Source organism: Bacillus sp. GMa5/1 (genome assembly GCF_050172015.1).
GTDB classification, from domain to species: Bacteria; Bacillota; Bacilli; order Bacillales; family Bacillaceae_G; genus Bacillus_A; species Bacillus_A cereus.
On sequence record NZ_JBNLYC010000094.1, the window covers coordinates 1 to 17,965 of the forward strand.

Here is a 17,965-nt window from a genome sequence, read left to right on the forward strand (position 1 = left end):
TGAATAAAGTTTTTTTTCATACTTGTATACTAATTTTTATAGCGATGATTGCTTCTAGTATTGGTGCATTCCTCATTTCATCTCAATTTTTGTTGAACTTTGTCAACATTTTGTTTTATATTGCACTGTTTTTTATTCTTATCGGCGGTTTTTTATACATATTTCAAAATGGTTTTTTCAATGTAACCATTTACGCATTCCAAAGAGTATTTGGTACGAACAAAAAGATTGACTCTTTAATTGAAGAAGTCGAGGAACCTACAGATAAGAAAGAACGTATTTATAAAACATATTCATTCAAATGGACATATCCAATTTGTATTACAGGTATCTTCCTTGGGTTGTTCTCGACCCTTATTAGCTTTACTATTTTGATGTAGTTTGCAAACACTATCCCATATGATATAATAATCAGCAAAACATTTTGTTATAAAACTTTAGTTCTTTCATATTAAAAGAGCTCAAGTAACAATAAATAAATTTATATGTATGCGATGATAAAGAAGAGTACATATTGAGGCAATTTCAGAGAGCTTGTGGTTGGTGTGAACAAGTAATTGTACAGTATGGAATGGGCTTTTGAGCACCAAACCGAACCGAAAGTAGTAGGCTTTGGCGTTATATCCTAACGTTATTATGGATTAGAGAGATTTCACAGTAGTGAAATAATTAGGGTGGTACCGCGGTCCATTCGTCCCTATAGTTTTTGGGATGAATGGGCTTTTTTGTTTGCCTTCTCTCCCCCCCATCACGCATTCAATTTTAGGAGGAATTACTTATGTCAGTTATCTTTTCTGGTATTCAGCCAAGTGGAACGATTACACTTGGAAACTATTTAGGCGCAATGAAGCAGTTTACAGAGCTTCAAAATGAACACGACTGTTATTTCTGTATTGTAAACCAACATGCGATTACAGTACCTCAAGATCCCGTCGGACTTCGTAAAAACATCCGCAGTCTTGCTGCACTTTATGTAGCATGCGGCATCGATCCTGAAAAAGCTACTTTATTTGTACAATCAGAAGTACCAGCACACGCTCAATTAGGATGGATCATGCAATCTGTTGCTTACGTTGGAGAATTAGAACGTATGACGCAATATAAAGATAAAGCTTCGGGTAGAGATTCAGTTCCAGCTGGATTACTTACGTATCCACCATTAATGGCTGCTGATATTTTACTTTACAACACTGAAATCGTACCAGTTGGTGATGACCAAAAGCAACATATGGAATTAACACGCGACCTAGCAGAGCGTTTCAACAAACGCTTCCGTGAAGTGTTCACAATTCCTGAAATTCGTATTCCAAAAGTAGGCGCTCGCGTTATGTCATTAACAGAACCTACGAAGAAAATGAGTAAATCTGATCCGAATCCAAAATCAATGATCAGTATGCTTGATGAACCAAAAACAATTGAAAAGAAAATTAAGAGTGCTGTTACTGACTCTGAAGGTATTGTGAAATTTGATAAAGAAAACAAACCTGGTATCTCTAACTTATTAACAATCTACTCTTCATTCTCTGGAAAAACAGTTGAAGAAATTGAAGCAATGTACGAAGGAAAAGGATACGGCGACTTCAAAGGCGACCTAGCGCAAGTAGTCGTAGAAGCAATTCGTCCAATCCAAGACAAATATAACGAACTAATCAACTCACCAGAACTAGACGAAATTCTAGACAAAGGTGCAGAAAAAGCAAACCGCGTTGCATTCAAACAACTACGCAAAGTAGAAAATGCAATGGGGTTAAGCAGAAAACGTAGGTAACATATAAAGTGGAAGCGGCTCGTTCAGCTCTGACTGGCTAAGGTTCTTCCGCATAAAAGGAGCTTTTTTCCTTCTTATGCGGAAGGTTCTTAGACACGAAGAGCTTGCCGCTGGAGCTGGATTACTACAAAATTAAAAAACCGCCAATTGGCGGTTTTTTAATTTACCTTTTGCTCATTTTCCATTTCCCATAACTTTTCAAAAAATGGCTGTCCTTTTACGAGACGCTCGCATAATTGTTCATGCTTATCAGACCAGCCTGTTTTCGCTTCATCATACAGCTTAACCCAAATATCTTCAAATTCCATATGTTGAACCATTCCATATGCTGATGGATCCCACTCTGTGAACCAATAGCGAATTTCTGCTGTATTTTTCGTTGTATGTAATTGATCTAACGCCATAAATAATAATTGTTTTAGCTGTCTTTCTTTACGAGTCAAGCCATTCATAATGAAAGGCGATGGTGATAAAATGTGATGTTCTTTTTCTGTTTCTTCTACTTGGAACTCATACTTTTCTGCTTGTACATTTTCTACCATCTCATATACCATCTGCTCTTGGCGTGGTATAAGTCTGCTTTTGCGAATTGGTACATTGTAACCAATTGTGTCAATCGCAATAATTCCTTTTCCATCTGTAACAACAAAGCAATACTCTTGCTGCAAACGTTCATGATTTTTACGAATATAAGCCTTATGATGTACGTCTTCCAGCATTTTTTGCGGAAGCTCTAACAATTCGTTCTCGATGTAATGATATAATGTGGCATCTACTTTTAATAATGGCACTTGATCTAATAGCTCAATCGTATCATCTTTCCGCCATTCGTAAAAATGACAAACGTTATACCCATTTTCTTCACCTTCAAACCAATTTACCCATACATCATGTAGATATAACATTCACTACCCCTCACTTCACTACTGTTTGTACCAATCATTATGTTCATTTTTGCTTAACTTTATTCCACTTGAGGAAATATATTCTAATTATTATTTTTTCTTCTATTAATACTAAAAAACAGGAAATAGAACTCCTGTTTTTTTATATATGAAATGTACTTGCTTTATTCAATATTTCTTTTGCATCTATAGATAATAAAGAAAGTGTATCTTCTCCTTCCAAAGTTACACAATCTTTGACAATATGAAATCCAAGCGCATAGCCAAGCATCTTCGGATAAGAGTGAAAGCCATTTAATAAGATGTCATGTTCCCTTGTTCCTCGTTTTATACTTATTCTTTCATGTACAATATTTTTCCAATAATAAATAGCCTCTTCCTTTGAAAGATACGCCGTCCACGGTGCATTGTTTTTTTCTGTATACCTTTCTGTTACTGCTTGTTCAGCTAGCCCTTCCATAATCATCGTATCAAGTAATGTATATTCTGTTTCTTTCGTCTCAATTTGATGTAACCTGCATATGTGATGATATTCATGCGCTAATAACACTTTTAATTCTTCTACCGAATTCCGTCCACATACGAATAAGAAAATAACATGACGCATAGATAATCCAGCCCTACCGTTATACTCTTCTTGTACAGTTCGATTATAGGAATCTGATAATAAAATAAAGACAGGGACATCTGGACCTTTTAACCAGTTTTTCAGTTTATCATACTCCAGGCTCAATTCTTTCCAAATTTCCTTTTCCTCTAATTCTTTAATTTCCTTTTCTCCGCGCATGATCGGGCGATACATCCCTTTTGAAATTAAAAAGCGATACAACCTTTCTTTTGGCAACGGAATATACTTCGTAAATTTCTCACAAAGTTTTTCTGGCCGCCCATAATATAAATGTAGCCATTCAGCTGTTTCAACAATCCCCATCTTTATCCCTCCTTTTTCTTATGTATATGCTACAGGAGAAAAAGGCGTAAAAATAAATAAGGAGTTTTTTCGCAATATATTGCGAAAAAACTCCTTATTTCATCTATTATTTATACGATTTAAATACTAACACTGCGTTATGACCACCAAATCCTAATGAGTTACTTAATACTGCATTTACTTCTTGGTGTCTCGCTTGATTCGGTACGTAATCTAAGTCACATTCTGGATCTGGTGTCTCATAGTTAATTGTTGGCGGAATTACTCCGTCTGTAATTGATTTAATAGAGAAAATCGCTTCAACAGCACCAGCTGCTCCTAATAAGTGACCTGTCATTGATTTCGTTGAGCTAATCGCTACTTTATACGCGTGCTCACCGAAAGTTTCTTTAATTGCCATCGTTTCATATTTTTCATTCGCATCCGTACTTGTACCATGCGCATTAATGTAATCAATATCTTCTGGCTGTAGGCCTGCATCAGCTAAAGCTTGACGCATTGCACGCACTCCGCCTTCACCACCAGGAGCAGGCATTGTAATATGGAACGCATCTCCAGTTGCACCATAACCAGCAATTTCCGCGTAAATGTGAGCACCACGCGCTAATGCGTGCTCTAATTCTTCAAGAATTAGAATACCTGAGCCTTCACCCATTACAAAACCGCTACGGTTTTTATCAAATGGACGACAAGCCGTTGCTGGGTCTTCATTAAATGTTAATGCTTTCGCTGAGCTAAATCCTGCGAATGCCATACTTGTTAGCGGTGCTTCTGCTCCGCCTGTAATCATTGCATCAGCATCACCACGCTGAATTGCTTTAAATGCATCACCAATTGAGTTTGCACCAGATGCACAAGCCGTTACAGAACAAGTGTTAATTCCTTTTGCTCCTGTTGCGATTGATACTTGACCTGCTGCCATATCCGGAATCATCATCGGTACGAAGAATGGGCTCACGCGGCGTGGGCCTTTCTCAGTAAAAATCTTAAATTGTTCTTCGTATGTTTCCATACCGCCAATACCTGATCCAATCCATACACCAATTCGAGGTCCGTTTTCTTCTGTAATTTCAAGCTTTGCATCTGCAACTGCCATTTTCGCTGCTGCTACTGCATATTGTGTAAAGCGGTCCATACGGCGCGCTTCTTTTTTATCAATATATTTCTCGACTTCAAAGTCGTTAATTTGCGCTGCTACTTTTGCTGGAAATAGTTCCGGATCAATTCTTGTAAGTCGTCCGATTCCAGATACACCCTTTTTAATGTTTTCCCATGCTGTTTCAACATCTGTTCCGACCGGTGTAACAGCTCCTAGTCCTGTAATTACGACCCTCTTTTTTTCCATACAAAATACACTCCTTTTTTTCTCTCAGTCCTTATTTACCCCAACGAAGAGCGACTGCTCCCCATGTTAATCCGCCACCAAAACCAACAAGTATAATTAAATCACCATCTTGAATACGTCCATTTTGCAATTCCTCTACCATTGCAATTGGAATTGAAGAAGCTGATGTATTACCAAACTTTTCAATTGTCATACTCATTTTTTCTTGTGGTAAATTTAATCTCTCTCTTGCAGATTCCATAATACGAATATTCGCTTGATGCGGTACTAAGAAATCCACATCCTCTTTTGTAAGACCAGCCTTATCTAAAACGCGAAGACAAGATTCACCAAGTTGACGAACGGCAAATTTAAAGACTTCTCTGCCATTCATCATAACATACTCGTCTTGATATAGATGCTTACCGCCGCTTCCGTCTGCTCCTAATTCGAAAGATAGAACGCCTCTTCCTTCTGAAACTGCTCCCATTACGATAGCACCGGCTCCGTCTCCAAATAATACCGCTGTATTTCGATCATTCCAGTCTACAATTTTAGATAGCTTATCACTACCAACTACTAATACGTTTTTATAAGTCCCCGTTTTAATAAATTGCTGCGCTGTAATCATTCCGTACATAAAGCCAGCGCATGCTGCACCTACATCCATTGCAGCTGCATGTTTCGCTCCAATCGCTTCTTGAATGACACAAGCTACTGCTGGAAACGCACGATCTGGTGTTACTGTCGCCACTAAAATAAGATCGATATCTTCTCCGCTAACCCCTGCATCTTCAAGTGCTTTTTTTGCAGCCTCTACGGCCATATATGAAGTATCTATTGTATCATCGGCAATGCGTCTTTCTGCAATTCCCGTTCTCGTACGAATCCATTCATCGGATGTATCCATTATTTTTTCTAAATCGTGATTTGTGACTACTTTTTCTGGCACATATCTTCCGATCCCTAAAATGCCCACGTTCACATCGCAGCCCTCCGTTTTATATCAATTATTATGACTTGGTACTAATTTTAAAACATAAATGTATTTTTGTCTAGAATATATTTCGCATAAAACAGAAAGCTAACGCATTATCCACTTTATTTTTCATTAAAAGAAACAGAAACATACCTCTCAAATATAAAAAGACTCAAACCCTTCTGTTCACGGTTCGAGCCTCTCTTTCATCTAAAAAGATGTTTTTTATTCTTTATCTGCTTTCCTTCTAAACTAGACAGTTCTCCTCACTACTTTTCCTTTATCCTCTTCATATCTCTGGTTTTCCCCCAGGCGAGAATAAAAAAGGTCCTGACCGCTTCTATCCACGGTTCGGGCCTCTCTTCCACCTTAAAAAGATGCTTTTTATTCTTTATCTGCTTTCCTTCTAAACTAGAGAGTTCTCCTCACTACTTTTCCTTTATCCTCTTCATATCTCTGGTTTTCCCCCAGGCGAGAATAAAAAAGGCCCTGACCGCTTCTATCCACGGTTCGGGCCTCTCTTCCATCTTAAAAAGATGCTTTTTATTCTTTATCTGCTTTCCCGAGCTCATAAGCCTCGTTCATAACTTTCATTAACAACTCTAACACCGGCTGTGCCTTCTCCATATCAAGTGCAATTCCATTATCATCTAAAATTGCCTTTGCTTCCGGTAAATGCTTCATTGCGATTTGTAAAAACTGCATGCTTTTTTCGTTCATATTATACTCTTCCTCTCCATTAAAACTTTCACATACAATAGTGTAACACGCGTACTACCCTTCGTATAACTCTTTATATTTTTTCATGTGTGCCAGTTGCTTATTTAAACCGTATTCTAACGGAGTATTTCTTTTTATTGAAATTACTTCGATAGCCTCATCTCTTACTTCGTTATTATTTTTATTTACTTTATCATCCGCGCGTAAAAGATTCATACCTTTTTCCCATAATGACTGTTTACCACTAAGTAAATTGTATATACCAAGATGCGCCCCGTTCGTTCCATGTTCCCATAAGTATTCACATACATCTTCAACGTAAAGTAAATCATTCCCCTTTTCCTCAATCGTACAACGCCACTCTTTTTCAACTAATTCTGATAAAATAAGCTGATGAAACATCATAAAGGACGGTTGCCACGGTCCATATAATGTTGGAACTCGAAATACACTATATTGTAAATTCCCTTTTTTCAATCCTTCTTCTACTTTCAAAAATAGGCGCTTATTTTCGGATTCATCTGTACTGCCTATTTCAATAGAAGAAATTAAATTTAACTTCACTTTTTGTTCTTCACACATTCTTATAATTCGCTTTAAATATTGTAATATGACTCTTTCATTCCGAAATCCACTTTGCTGATTTGGCTCATATAAGCAAAAATAAACAGTATCGAATCTCTCTTCCTCAACCGATCTCCATCCATCTTCATCTCTTATCGAATAATACGTAAATAACGCATTTCGCCCAATTAATAATAACTTCTCTTCATTAATTTTGGTCATACTATCGAATTCATCAAAATCAAGACCATAGACTTCCACTTCTTCTGCAATCATTTTATTTACAAGGTGATAACCTACAAACGTAAGTGCACCTATTATCAGCACGCGTTCCATACCACCAACCCTTTCCCTCTGAAACAAATAGCTCCTCATTTATGTATATGGGAGCTTCATAATTCTTCTTCATATTTTTTAAAGAAATCAGTCGTTTGCCTAACCATTTTATATTTCACATCTTGCAGATGGAACAAGACAGAAGTATCACATTGATTTAGTTGCCTCATTTTCTCATATCTACGCAACTGCTGTTTTCTTCCTCTTTTTTCTTGTGTTGATACGAAAATTTTAACAGGTACACAAGATGGAAGAAGCGTAAATGATTTCTTATTTATTTTTGATTCTAATTCTTCTTCTTTGGCATCATACGCCAAACTTAATTCCTTCACGAGTCTCTTGTAAAAAAATTTATGCTCTTTCTCAAAACTTACATATTCCGGTAAATCTAAACACGGATTTAGCATAACAACAGAACGAATACATTCAGGATATTTGTTCATCATTTCAAGTGCTACAAGCGCTCCCATACCATCTGCCATAATGTGCATTTTCGCATTTAACGTCTCTTTTCTCAAAACAACATCATATAAACGTTTTGCCAGACGAACAGATTGATCGTTTCCCCAATGTCTTCCGTATAAATTAGAGGAAAAGACCGTGTAGCCTTGTTCAATAAGACCATGTAAAAAATAAGATTTACCCGCATGTTGTGTCCATAAACTTGTACCATTCTCAATAAAGTAGTTATAATCACCGAGGAGCATAACAGAAAATCCATTTGGCTTCTCCGGTAAATAAATGACACATGGTTCTTTTTCTAAGTAAAAAAAACGTTCCGTAATACTCATTTTTCCCCCGCCTTATTTTCTAAACATATAAAAGTACTCTTTTATAATGTATGAACGGAATGCAAATTTGCGTTGAAAAATCTACAAATATTTTTCTATATTCTTTTTTCAATTGTGTTACAATAAGGACAGATTGAACGAATAGAGGTGTAAAATATGCGTTTCATTTGGGCATTAATTTGGTCGTTCTTACTTGTACATATGATGAGCTATGTAATCGGCTCTATGACTGGCGGTACATACGACTTTAACCAAGCGTCTATTTTCTCAGTTGTTCTTGCTGTGTTAGTACTAGCAATTTCAGCTGCAATTCCAAACGAGCCAGTAGAACAACACTAAAAAAAGAGTCCGGATTTTATCCGAACTCTTTTTTATTTTTATTTCACATGAACGACTAATTCGTTATTTTCTACATCAACAACTACGTGACTATTGTCAGTAATTGTTCCTGCAATTAATTCTCGTGCTAATTTCGTTTCCACTTGACGCTGTACGTATCGTTTTAATGGACGAGCTCCGTACATTGGGTCGAAACCAGCTTCCACAACAAATTCTTTTGCTGCATCTGTTAATTCTACTGTAATGTGACGGTCAGCTAGACGACCTTGTAGTTCTTTTACAATTTTATCAACAATGCTTTTAATTTCATTCGTTGTAAGAGGTTTGAATAAAATAATTTCATCAACACGGTTTAAAAATTCAGGGCGGAAATGTCCTCTTAATTGCCCCATTACAAGGTCTCTTGATTCCTCTTTAATCGAACCATCTTCTTCTAATCCATCTAGTAAATGAGCAGATCCGATATTTGAAGTCATAATAATAACTGTATTTTTAAAATCCACTGTACGACCTTGCGAATCTGTAATGCGTCCATCATCTAACATTTGTAATAAAATGTTGAATACTTCTGGATGTGCTTTTTCAATTTCATCTAATAAAACAACGGAATATGGTTTACGTCTTACCGCTTCTGTTAATTGACCGCCTTCCTCATATCCTACATATCCAGGAGGTGCACCAATTAAGCGTGACACTGCGTGTTTCTCCATATACTCAGACATGTCAATGCGAATCATTTGCTCTTCACTATCGAATAAAGACTGGGCTAGCGTTTTTGCAAGTTCTGTTTTACCAACACCTGTTGGTCCTAAGAAGATGAAAGAACCAATCGGGCGGTTCGGATCTTTAATACCAGCGCGAGCACGAAGAACTGCGTCTGACACTAAGCTTACTGCTTCCTCTTGTCCGATAACACGCTCTGATAAGATTTGCTCTAAGCGTAATAATTTCTCGCGTTCACCTTCCACGAGTTTCGCAACAGGAATACCCGTCCAGCGTGAAACAATATCTGCAATTTCTTCTTCACTTACTTCCTCACGTAATAAACGATTTTCTTGTTTATTATGCGCGCCCATTTCTTCCGCTTCTTTTAACTCTTTTTCAATTGCTGGAATTTTCCCGTGACGAAGTTCGGCTGCTTTATTTAAATCGTAATTACCTTCTGCTTCTTCTAATTCACGACGCAGACGTTCTAAATGTTCACGTAAGTCACGAACTTTGTGAATTTCTTCTTTTTCTTTCTCCCATTTCGCTCTCATACCACTTGCAACTTCTTTTAAATCCGATAATTCACGTTGCAATGTTTTTAGACGCTCTTGGCTACCACGATCCGTTTCTTTTCCAAGAGCCGCTTCTTCAATTTCCAGCTGCATAATGCGTCGCGTTACTTCATCTAATTCTGTCGGCATAGAATCAATTTCTGTACGAATTGTTGCACATGCTTCGTCAACAAGGTCAATTGCTTTATCAGGTAAGAAGCGATCTGAAATATATCGATCTGATAAAACTGACGCCGCTACAATCGCACGGTCATGAATATTTACACCGTGATAAATTTCAAAGCGTTCTTTTAATCCACGTAAAATTGAGATTGTATCTTCAACAGTTGGTTCTTCTGCTAATACTTGTTGGAAACGTCTTTCTAGTGCTGGATCTTTTTCAATATATTTGCGATATTCATCGAGCGTCGTCGCCCCGATACAATGCAGTTCACCACGCGCAAGCATCGGTTTTAACATATTTCCTGCATCCATCGCACCTTCTGTTTTACCAGCTCCAACTATTGTATGAAGTTCATCAATGAATAATAAAATGCGGCCCTCACTCTTTTTAATTTCATTTAATACAGCTTGCAGACGCTCTTCGAACTCACCACGGAATTTCGCACCTGCTACGAGCGCACTCATATCTAACGCAAAAATCGTTCTATCTTTCAATCCTTCAGGTACATCCTTTTTCACGATACGCTGTGCTAGCCCTTCAACGATTGCTGTTTTACCAACACCTGGCTCCCCAATTAAAACAGGATTGTTTTTCGTTTTACGTGAAAGAATACGAATTACACGTCGTATTTCACTATCACGGCCGATTACAGGATCAATTTTCCCTGCTCTCACTTCCGCCACTAAATCACGACCATATTTTTCTAACGCTTCATAAGTTGCTTCTGGATTTTGACTCGTCACTCTTTGATTCCCCCGAACTGTCATTAAAGACTGTAATAAGTTATCTTTCGTAATATGCAATCTTGTAAATAATTGATTTATATCGCCTTTTTCTTCAGAAAAAGCAAGCAACACATGTTCTACTGAAATGTAATCATCCTGCAGTTTTTCTGCTTCTTTCCCTGCTCTTACAAGCAGTTGTTGCAGAGCGCTCGTTACATACAATTTTCCAACTTCTGCACCGCTCCCCGTTACAGAAGGTTTCTTTTTAATTAAACTTTCAGCACCTTGCTTTAATGCTTCTATATCAACATTCATTTTTTGAAATATACGTACTGCTAATCCATCTTGCTCTTCTAATAATGCAAGTAATAGATGAACAGTATCCACCTCTTGGTGATGATGAGATACCGCTAAAGATTGGGCACTCATAATCGCCTCTTGTGTTTTTGTTGTCATTTGATTTAAGTCCATCTTTACAGCCCTCCAAAAGTTTGACTTTCTTTGACCTTTGATTTGATTATACGCCAACTGACTTTTTTATACAATAATTTTGCCTATGTATTTTCAAACTTATTATTTGAAAAAGAAAAAGAGAGCATTCATTATACTGCTAAAAATACGGTAAATGAAATTACAATGTGTAACGACAAAAAAGCCGCAATAATGATTGCGGCTTCTGTTACGGTTTTCTTTTATATGTCCACTGGCGGTTATGATTCGTGTTATCCGGAAACTTTTCACCGGCAGTTAATTTCACCATTTGCGGATCTTTCACCATACTTCCCGTTTCACCAATTTCTACGTAAATGCCATCATTCGGCGCTTTTTGTCCAGAACGAAACCTGCGATTTTGTCCCATCTTCATTCTCCTTCCATAACGTCTTGCCTCATTAGTATATCCATTTTAAAAGAAAGCTTTTCTGTCATGTTTAGGAAACAGTACTACATCTCATTCTTGTACATATATATGAATGACACAAGCGTAAGCAGGGATTTCTTTCCTACTTGTAGAAAAAAAAAGAAACCAACCTACTCTAGGCTAGTTTCAAAGGAGAGTCAAACATATACGAGAAGATTACATGTTCATTATATGCCTCACCACACGAGCAATGTAACCCTTTTCACAATTTGTACATAATGAAAGAAACATTGTTTGAACTTTCTAAAAAGATGTTGACTTTTCTTAATTTCCAACGATAAATAGTAGACACCACAGCACTTTGAGACGTAAGATGGATATATAGTGAAATTTCCATCTATGGTGATTTCACCGAGCCTAACCTCTTATTTCTGCATATTAAAAACGGAAATACAGATAGATACAAAAAATTATTATAAGAGGTGAAATTATGAACAAACAACATTTAATCGCATTAGACTTAGACGGCACTTTATTAACAGACAACAAAATAATTTCCACTCGAACGAAACATACAATTGCAAAAGCAAAGGAACAGGGACATATTGTTGTTATTTCAACAGGACGTCCATTCCGTGCTAGTTACGATTACTATAAAGAACTTGATCTTAACACACCTATCGTAAACTTTAACGGCGCTTACGTACATCATCCTCTTGATTCAAACTGGGGAACACATCACTCTCCTCTTGAGCTAGCAACAGCGCAAGAAATTGTCCGAGCTTGCTTTGATTTTGGCGTAAAAAATATATACGCGGAAGTAATGGACGATGTGTATGTTCGTGAAATTGATGAAGATAAAAAACATATTTTCGAATTCGGCTCTCCTAAGATTTTTACCGGAGACTTATTAAATATTTTAAACGATCATCCAACTTGCTTATTAATTGACGCACATGACGAGCATTCTACTGCAATTCGTCAACATTTAACGGATATGCATGCGGAAGTAATCGACCATAGAAAATGGGGCGCACCTTGGCCGATTATTGAAATTGTGAAAAGCGGATTAAATAAAGCAGTTGGATTACAAAAAATTTCTAGTCATTACAACATTCCACAAGAGCGCATTATCGCTTTCGGTGATGAAGATAATGATTTTGAAATGATTGAATTTGCTGGTCATGGCATCGCAATGGGAAATGCCATCCCTGAATTAAAATCACTCGCAAACCATACGACGTTAACGAACGAAGAAGATGGTATTGCTTTATATTTAGAAGAGGTTCTTGGGTTGTAATCTAAAAATTCCCTACTTATAGTTTCCTGCCAAATGTCCATACTATAAGTAGACGCATGAGACTTTGCGTCGATTGTTTTCAGCTAAATAAAGGGGGTTTTTCGAATGGGTAAAAAGAACAAATCAAAACGTTTTATCCAACAAGGAGCCGATGCTGTTATGAAGCACGATGCAAGATTCCCGTACAGAGGTACATTAGCTGAGGCAGAAAAAGCAAGAAGTAACTCTTCTTTTGGAGGGGTTTAAATGGGGAACTTACTATTCCAACAAGCTAGAGATGCTGTTGAAAATGCCGTATCTTGTTCAAGCGGTACTGAGCAACAAGATCTCGTGTATAGAGCAAAAAATGCTTTGCAATCCGCTTACGCAAACTCTTCAACTGCTGAAAAAGTTCAGCTCCGTGAAATGCAAGAGCAATTGCAAAACATTACGAATTTACATTAAAAAAGAGGACCAACTTTGGTCCTCTTTAATCTTTCCGAAACAATCCGAACACCCCAACTGTTTGCAGTATATTTGTAAATGCACCTGGGTCCACTTGTCTAATAATCCTCTCTAATTCGTATAACTCGTAACGGGTAATAACCATCATTAACATTTCTTTATTTTCATTCGTATAAGCACCTGTTGCTGGTATCGTTGTAATCCCTCTTACTAATCGCGAGTGAATCGCCTTTCTTACGTCTGCCCCATTCTTCGTAACAATTAATGCTGTAATCTTTACATGACGAGTATGAATTGCATCAATAATTCTCGTTGATACATATAAAGTCACTAGCGTATACAACGCTTTTTCCCATCCATATACATAGCCAGCAGCGATAATGATAATTGCATTAAAAAAGAAAAAGTATGTACCGACAGGCTTATCTTTTATTTTTGATAAAATCATGGCGATAATATCTAATCCACCTGTAGAAGCACCCCACTTTAAAGCAATCCCTACTCCAATTGCCGAAATAATCCCACCAAAAATCGCATTTAATATGATATCATTCGAAACCGCTCTAACAGGGATGATTTCTAGAAACAGAGTCATAAATATAACACAAAGAAAACTAAAAAAGGTGAAGGCCTTTCCAACCTTTTTCCACGCTAAAATAACGACAGGAATATTAAATAAGCTAAACAATACTCCCGTAGATATGTGAATCGATAAAAAATCACCTAATATTTGCGATAATAATTGAGACAATCCAGCAAAGCCGCTCGCATACACTTTTGCTGGTGTTAAAAATAAATTCATCCCAATCGCGTTTAATAAACCTGCGATGATTACAACGATTAACTTCTTTATAAGTTCAGTATAATTCAACTTCAAATCCATTTCGAATCCACCTTTACCCTTCATAAATGCACCGCTATACATAGTCTTTACGAAAAAGGAAATGATAAACGTACAACGTTTAGAAATGGAGTTGATACATATGCCACATACGAGTGATAACGACAAAAAAGCACGCGATAATAACGCAAAACGCACACAAAAAAATGAGCAAGAGCAAAAAAATATTCAGCAAGGTAAACGTGCATACTCTAAAAAGACCGATCACCTTTGATTCCATCGTACATCAACAATTATGTTGATGTACTTTTTTACATTTTAAAGGAAAAAAACATTAAAAATTCACTTCATGTTCACTTCTATATTCTACAATAGCGATAACATATTCGGATGAGGTGTTGGCATGAGAGGGAAACATATTTTCATTATTACTGCACTAATAAGTATATTGATATTATCTGCTTGCGGACAAAAAAACGGCTCAGCTACAGTCGCTACAGCAACAGACTCGACCATTACAAAGGATAACTTCGAAAAACAATTGAAAGATCGTTACGGAAAAGACATGCTATACGAAATGATGGCACAAGACGTCATCACAAAAAAATATAAAGTATCTGATGAAGAGGTAAATAAAGAAGTAGAAAAAGTAAAAAAACAATATGGAGATCAATTCAAAAAAGTATTAGAAAATAATGGTTTAAAAGATGAAGAGGATTTTAAAAATCAAATTAAGTTCAAACTTGCTATGAATGAAGCGATTAAGAAAAGCATTACAGAGAAAGACGTAAAAGACCACTATAAGCCAGAAATTAAAGCGAGTCACATTTTAGTAAGTGACGAAAATGAAGCGAAAGAAATAAAGAGTAAACTAGATGCTGGTGCTTCATTTGAAGAATTAGCAAAACAAGAATCACAAGATCTACTATCAAAAGATAAAGGCGGAGACCTTGGATACTTCAATTCAGGTACAATGGCTCCTGAATTCGAAACGGCTGCCTACAAACTAAATGTTGGACAAATTAGCAATCCCGTAAAATCATCAAACGGTTATCACGTTATTAAATTAACTGATAAAAAAGATTTAAAACCTTACGATGAGGTAAAAAACTCTATTCGCAAAAACTTAGAGGAAGAACGTACTGCTGATCCTGTATTCAGCAAAAAATTGTTACAAGAGGAATTAAAAAAGGCAAATATTAAAATAAATGATAGTGATTTGAAAGATACATTTACTCTTGTTTCTCCGCAAGGAAATTAAAAAAAGCACACCCTTATCTTTTTAGATAAGGGTGTGCTTTTTAATCTTTCATCTTATTTCTTAAAGTACGTCCAACCTTCTTCTTGATAAATCTTTTCTTCTTTCATCAACTTACCAAGCGCACGCTTAAACGCAGCTTTACTCATATTGAAACGTTCTTTAATGTCTTCTGGATGGCTCTTATCCCAAAACGGCATTGCTCCGCCTCGTTCTTCCATATATGCATAAATTACTGCAGCATCATCTTCCATTCCTTCTTCTTTACGAGGAAGAAGCGAAATGTTAATTGTACCGTCATCTTTCACATCAATAATACGTCCTGTTACGCGCTGACCAATACGGACTTGTTCTTTTCTTTCCGTATGGTGTAAGAAAGCACGGAAATGCTCATCCGTTAGTATGAATGAACCAACTTGAAGTGAACGATACACACGTCCATTTACATTTTTATTACGCATAGATGGCGTTGCATCTACGATAATTTCTTGCATATCACTGTCTCTTGCCGGAAGAGCAATTAAACGATCACGATTCGTTAATTTTAACGTACAATATAATTCGTCGCCTACTTCTGGCCATACCGGCATATAAATCGGGAACTCATCAGCTGGAATTAGTATATCTTTTGACACACCAATATCAACAAATACACCTAAACTAGGAATAACTTCTACAACCTTTACCCAGTTCCAATCATACGTTGTAATAATTGGTTCCTTCATTGTTGCTGAAATACGATTTTGGTGATCAAGGTATAAGAATACATCAATCGTATCGCCTTCTGCAATTTCTCCAGCCACTTCGTTTTTATGTAGGAAAATTTCTTCTTCTTCATTCCCAACCATATATCCGATTTCCGTTTCGCGTAAAACAGTTACCTGTTCAATCGATCCTATTTGCAAATACATATTTTTTAATTCCCTTCTATATATATAAAATTATCTTTTTTATCATTCCAAACAAAAGTTAATTATAACATGATTTTTCCTGTATTTGTCCAACTGCCCAAAATTCACTATAATAAAATGAGGTTACATGAATATAAGTACGAAAACACTTAAGTCTAGACTCGTTTTCAGCTATACTTTAGTATGTACAGTACATAACAAGATTAGAAATTTATTTGGAGGTGCTAACTATGGCAAAAGATAGTTCTTTTGACATCGTTTCGAAAGTAGAATTACCTGAAGTAACAAACGCAATTAATATCGCATTAAAAGAAATCCAAAACCGATATGACTTTAAAGGAAGTAAAAGTGATATTAAATTAGAAAAAGAAGTACTTGTTTTAACTTCTGATGACGAGTTTAAATTAGAGCAAGTAAAAGACGTTCTTATCTCTAAACTTGTAAAACGTAACGTTCCAATTAAGAACTTAGATTACGGAAAAGTTGAAGCTGCAACTGGCAACACTGTTCGCCAACGCGCAACACTTCAACAAGGTATCGATAAAGATAACGCGAAAAAAATTAACAACATCATTAAAGAAATGAAATTAAAAGTAAAAACACAAGTACAAGATGATCAAGTACGTGTTACAGCAAAAAGCCGTGATGACTTACAAGCAGTAATCGCAGCTGTTCGTAGCGCTGATTTACCAATCGACGTACAGTTCATTAACTACCGCTAAAAAGAAAACTCCTCTTAATTAGAGGAGTTTTCTTTTTTGTCTTGTAGAGACAATATTACGAGAACAAACTATATAAAAAGGTATATGCGGTGAAAATTGCTAAGTGAACAGAGTCTAACCATACGAAGACTTTACAAGTGACCGTATGATTAAACTAGGCCTTATTGTAGAATTTGTTTTATACATGCATTTAGCAGACCTTATTGAAAATAAGAAAAAGACACCTCAAGACGTTCCCCCTTCGATTTGAATTACTTTTCTTAATAACTACATCCTAGACCAAAATCATCTTAAAAATCGCTGTAACTCATAATCCCTCTCCCCGTCAAAACGTAACAATTTATGAGTATAAGAATATTTCCCAACCTTTAATATAATGTAAAATTAATAAGGAACTTAAAAAATGTTAATTAAAAAAGAGTTAGAAGTGGTTATATGAAGAAATTAATACTATGGTTTTTATTGGCCACATTCTCCCTAAATACTGTAGGATGTTCTAATAATGCGAATTCACTAACGGATAAGTCTAACTGTATCAACAAAGCTTGGTACAAAAAAACTATGTCATGTAATCATTTAAAAAACATTAAATAGTTAATGATAAAAGTCATAAAAAAAGAAACCTCAAAGCGCCTTCCTCCGACTTGAACCAATAATATTCGGATGGATTTAAAAAGAAGCATACATCGTTAATAAAGATGCAGACTTCAAAATAAAAAGTACACTAAGTAAACTCTTATTCAAAGATTTATATTAAGCACTAATATTTTAGAAGAAAGTTTATAAGTTTAAAACCTACAGGGAT

The 17,965-nt window shown here is 36.3% G+C and carries 20 protein-coding genes and 1 other annotated feature; of the genes, 9 read left to right on the forward strand and 11 right to left on the reverse strand.

Translation table 11 applies throughout. The features are described 5' to 3' along the window. Positions 1 to 380: DUF3899 domain-containing protein (locus ACQGSG_RS19255; protein WP_426947834.1), on the forward strand; the 380-nt coding region annotated here is incomplete at its 5' end. Between the two features lie 105 nt (positions 381 to 485). Beyond that, positions 486 to 702: a binding site (T-box leader), on the forward strand. Between the two features lie 76 nt (positions 703 to 778). Further along, the gene (gene trpS, locus ACQGSG_RS19260; RefSeq protein ID WP_000110985.1) at positions 779 to 1,768 is read left to right on the forward strand and encodes a tryptophan--tRNA ligase; all 990 of its coding nucleotides are present in this window, start codon (positions 779 to 781) and stop codon (positions 1,766 to 1,768) included. Between the two features lie 158 nt (positions 1,769 to 1,926). Here trpS and ACQGSG_RS19265 read toward each other — a convergent pair whose 3' ends face one another. The 7 genes from ACQGSG_RS19265 to ACQGSG_RS19295 form a co-directional block, all read right to left on the reverse strand. After that, positions 1,927 to 2,673 carry a YjbA family protein gene (locus ACQGSG_RS19265; RefSeq protein WP_000966128.1) on the reverse strand — a complete coding sequence of 249 codons (747 nt, stop codon included), beginning with the start codon at positions 2,671 to 2,673 and terminating at the stop codon, positions 1,927 to 1,929. A 142-nt stretch (positions 2,674 to 2,815) separates the two neighbouring features. Next, complete coding sequence (locus ACQGSG_RS19270) at positions 2,816 to 3,604, reverse strand: DUF2268 domain-containing protein (RefSeq protein WP_000513275.1); 789 nt, start codon at positions 3,602 to 3,604, stop codon at positions 2,816 to 2,818. Positions 3,605 to 3,710: 106 nt separating this feature from the next. Then, positions 3,711 to 4,949 carry a beta-ketoacyl-ACP synthase II gene (gene fabF / locus ACQGSG_RS19275; protein ID WP_214632389.1) on the reverse strand — a complete coding sequence of 413 codons (1,239 nt, stop codon included), beginning with the start codon at positions 4,947 to 4,949 and terminating at the stop codon, positions 3,711 to 3,713. Between the two features lie 31 nt (positions 4,950 to 4,980). After that, on the reverse strand, positions 4,981 to 5,913 hold the full coding sequence (gene fabH / locus ACQGSG_RS19280; RefSeq protein ID WP_001100532.1) for a beta-ketoacyl-ACP synthase III: 933 nt from the start codon (positions 5,911 to 5,913) through the stop codon (positions 4,981 to 4,983). Positions 5,914 to 6,450: 537 nt separating this feature from the next. Next, complete coding sequence (locus tag ACQGSG_RS19285; RefSeq protein WP_001986215.1) at positions 6,451 to 6,627, reverse strand: ComZ family protein; 177 nt, start codon at positions 6,625 to 6,627, stop codon at positions 6,451 to 6,453. Positions 6,628 to 6,681: 54 nt separating this feature from the next. Then, positions 6,682 to 7,554, reverse strand: coding sequence for an NAD-dependent epimerase/dehydratase family protein (locus tag ACQGSG_RS19290; RefSeq protein ID WP_426947837.1), 873 nt, complete (start codon positions 7,552 to 7,554; stop codon positions 6,682 to 6,684). A gap of 29 nt (positions 7,555 to 7,583) precedes the next feature. Next, entirely contained in the window at positions 7,584 to 8,318 is a 735-nt protein-coding gene (locus ACQGSG_RS19295; protein ID WP_000028691.1) for a hydrolase, read from the reverse strand. 156 nt (positions 8,319 to 8,474) lie between these two features. Between ACQGSG_RS19295 and ACQGSG_RS19300 the strand changes: the two genes are divergently transcribed. Further along, positions 8,475 to 8,657: a YjzD family protein gene (locus ACQGSG_RS19300; protein WP_001211116.1), complete on the forward strand. Its 183-nt coding sequence runs from the start codon at positions 8,475 to 8,477 to the stop codon at positions 8,655 to 8,657. Positions 8,658 to 8,695: 38 nt separating this feature from the next. Here the strand turns inward: ACQGSG_RS19300 and clpB are convergent, their stop codons facing one another. Next, on the reverse strand, positions 8,696 to 11,296 hold the full coding sequence (gene clpB, locus ACQGSG_RS19305; RefSeq protein WP_000365404.1) for an ATP-dependent chaperone ClpB: 2,601 nt from the start codon (positions 11,294 to 11,296) through the stop codon (positions 8,696 to 8,698). A 208-nt stretch (positions 11,297 to 11,504) separates the two neighbouring features. After that, positions 11,505 to 11,684, reverse strand: a complete 180-nt coding sequence (locus ACQGSG_RS19310; RefSeq protein WP_000531421.1) for a YjzC family protein — start codon at positions 11,682 to 11,684, stop codon at positions 11,505 to 11,507. Between the two features lie 490 nt (positions 11,685 to 12,174). Between ACQGSG_RS19310 and ACQGSG_RS19315 the strand changes: the two genes are divergently transcribed. The 3 genes from ACQGSG_RS19315 (at position 12,175) to ACQGSG_RS19325 (ending at position 13,428) form a co-directional block, all read left to right on the forward strand. Beyond that, positions 12,175 to 12,984 carry a Cof-type HAD-IIB family hydrolase gene (locus ACQGSG_RS19315; protein ID WP_001041232.1) on the forward strand — a complete coding sequence of 270 codons (810 nt, stop codon included), beginning with the start codon at positions 12,175 to 12,177 and terminating at the stop codon, positions 12,982 to 12,984. A 105-nt stretch (positions 12,985 to 13,089) separates the two neighbouring features. Continuing rightward, positions 13,090 to 13,230, forward strand: coding sequence for a hypothetical protein (locus ACQGSG_RS19320; protein ID WP_000516816.1), 141 nt, complete (start codon positions 13,090 to 13,092; stop codon positions 13,228 to 13,230). Further along, positions 13,231 to 13,428, forward strand: a complete 198-nt coding sequence (locus ACQGSG_RS19325; protein WP_000527407.1) for a DUF3813 domain-containing protein — start codon at positions 13,231 to 13,233, stop codon at positions 13,426 to 13,428. It begins immediately after the preceding gene. Between the two features lie 25 nt (positions 13,429 to 13,453). Here the strand turns inward: ACQGSG_RS19325 and ACQGSG_RS19330 are convergent, their stop codons facing one another. Continuing rightward, positions 13,454 to 14,311 (reverse strand): YitT family protein, encoded by an 858-nt coding sequence (locus ACQGSG_RS19330; protein WP_000364432.1) that lies wholly within the window; start codon positions 14,309 to 14,311, stop codon positions 13,454 to 13,456. Positions 14,312 to 14,411: 100 nt separating this feature from the next. Here ACQGSG_RS19330 and ACQGSG_RS19335 point away from each other — a divergent pair, with 100 nt between their 5' ends. Together ACQGSG_RS19335 and prsA are read left to right on the forward strand one after the other, a co-directional pair. Continuing rightward, entirely contained in the window at positions 14,412 to 14,543 is a 132-nt protein-coding gene (locus ACQGSG_RS19335) for a DUF3941 domain-containing protein (RefSeq protein WP_001120851.1), read from the forward strand. Positions 14,544 to 14,672: 129 nt separating this feature from the next. After that, the gene (prsA, locus tag ACQGSG_RS19340; protein ID WP_098877278.1) at positions 14,673 to 15,530 is read left to right on the forward strand and encodes a peptidylprolyl isomerase PrsA; all 858 of its coding nucleotides are present in this window, start codon (positions 14,673 to 14,675) and stop codon (positions 15,528 to 15,530) included. A gap of 53 nt (positions 15,531 to 15,583) precedes the next feature. Here the strand turns inward: prsA and ACQGSG_RS19345 are convergent, their stop codons facing one another. Continuing rightward, the gene (locus ACQGSG_RS19345; protein WP_065704603.1) at positions 15,584 to 16,438 is read right to left on the reverse strand and encodes a CvfB family protein; all 855 of its coding nucleotides are present in this window, start codon (positions 16,436 to 16,438) and stop codon (positions 15,584 to 15,586) included. A gap of 230 nt (positions 16,439 to 16,668) precedes the next feature. Between ACQGSG_RS19345 and ACQGSG_RS19350 the strand changes: the two genes are divergently transcribed. Further along, a complete protein-coding gene (locus tag ACQGSG_RS19350; RefSeq protein WP_001040149.1) occupies positions 16,669 to 17,160 on the forward strand; it encodes a YajQ family cyclic di-GMP-binding protein in 492 nt (163 codons plus the stop codon). Positions 17,161 to 17,965: the final 805 nt, after the last annotated feature.

Coding starts and splice junctions, on each gene's coding strand:
- trpS (WP_000110985.1), top strand. CDS start 779: ATGTCAGTTATCTTTTCTGGTATTCAGCCAAGTGGAACGATTACACTT.
- ACQGSG_RS19265 (WP_000966128.1), bottom strand. CDS start 2,673: ATGTTATATCTACATGATGTATGGGTAAATTGGTTTGAAGGTGAAGAA.
- ACQGSG_RS19270 (WP_000513275.1), bottom strand. CDS start 3,604: ATGGGGATTGTTGAAACAGCTGAATGGCTACATTTATATTATGGGCGG.
- fabF (WP_214632389.1), bottom strand. CDS start 4,949: ATGGAAAAAAAGAGGGTCGTAATTACAGGACTAGGAGCTGTTACACCG.
- ACQGSG_RS19285 (WP_001986215.1), bottom strand. CDS start 6,627: ATGAACGAAAAAAGCATGCAGTTTTTACAAATCGCAATGAAGCATTTA.
- ACQGSG_RS19295 (WP_000028691.1), bottom strand. CDS start 8,318: ATGAGTATTACGGAACGTTTTTTTTACTTAGAAAAAGAACCATGTGTC.
- ACQGSG_RS19300 (WP_001211116.1), top strand. CDS start 8,475: ATGCGTTTCATTTGGGCATTAATTTGGTCGTTCTTACTTGTACATATG.
- clpB (WP_000365404.1), bottom strand. CDS start 11,296: ATGGACTTAAATCAAATGACAACAAAAACACAAGAGGCGATTATGAGT.
- ACQGSG_RS19310 (WP_000531421.1), bottom strand. CDS start 11,684: ATGGGACAAAATCGCAGGTTTCGTTCTGGACAAAAAGCGCCGAATGAT.
- ACQGSG_RS19315 (WP_001041232.1), top strand. CDS start 12,175: ATGAACAAACAACATTTAATCGCATTAGACTTAGACGGCACTTTATTA.
- ACQGSG_RS19320 (WP_000516816.1), top strand. CDS start 13,090: ATGGGTAAAAAGAACAAATCAAAACGTTTTATCCAACAAGGAGCCGAT.
- ACQGSG_RS19325 (WP_000527407.1), top strand. CDS start 13,231: ATGGGGAACTTACTATTCCAACAAGCTAGAGATGCTGTTGAAAATGCC.
- ACQGSG_RS19330 (WP_000364432.1), bottom strand. CDS start 14,311: ATGGATTTGAAGTTGAATTATACTGAACTTATAAAGAAGTTAATCGTT.
- ACQGSG_RS19335 (WP_001120851.1), top strand. CDS start 14,412: ATGCCACATACGAGTGATAACGACAAAAAAGCACGCGATAATAACGCA.
- prsA (WP_098877278.1), top strand. CDS start 14,673: ATGAGAGGGAAACATATTTTCATTATTACTGCACTAATAAGTATATTG.
- ACQGSG_RS19345 (WP_065704603.1), bottom strand. CDS start 16,438: ATGTATTTGCAAATAGGATCGATTGAACAGGTAACTGTTTTACGCGAA.
- ACQGSG_RS19350 (WP_001040149.1), top strand. CDS start 16,669: ATGGCAAAAGATAGTTCTTTTGACATCGTTTCGAAAGTAGAATTACCT.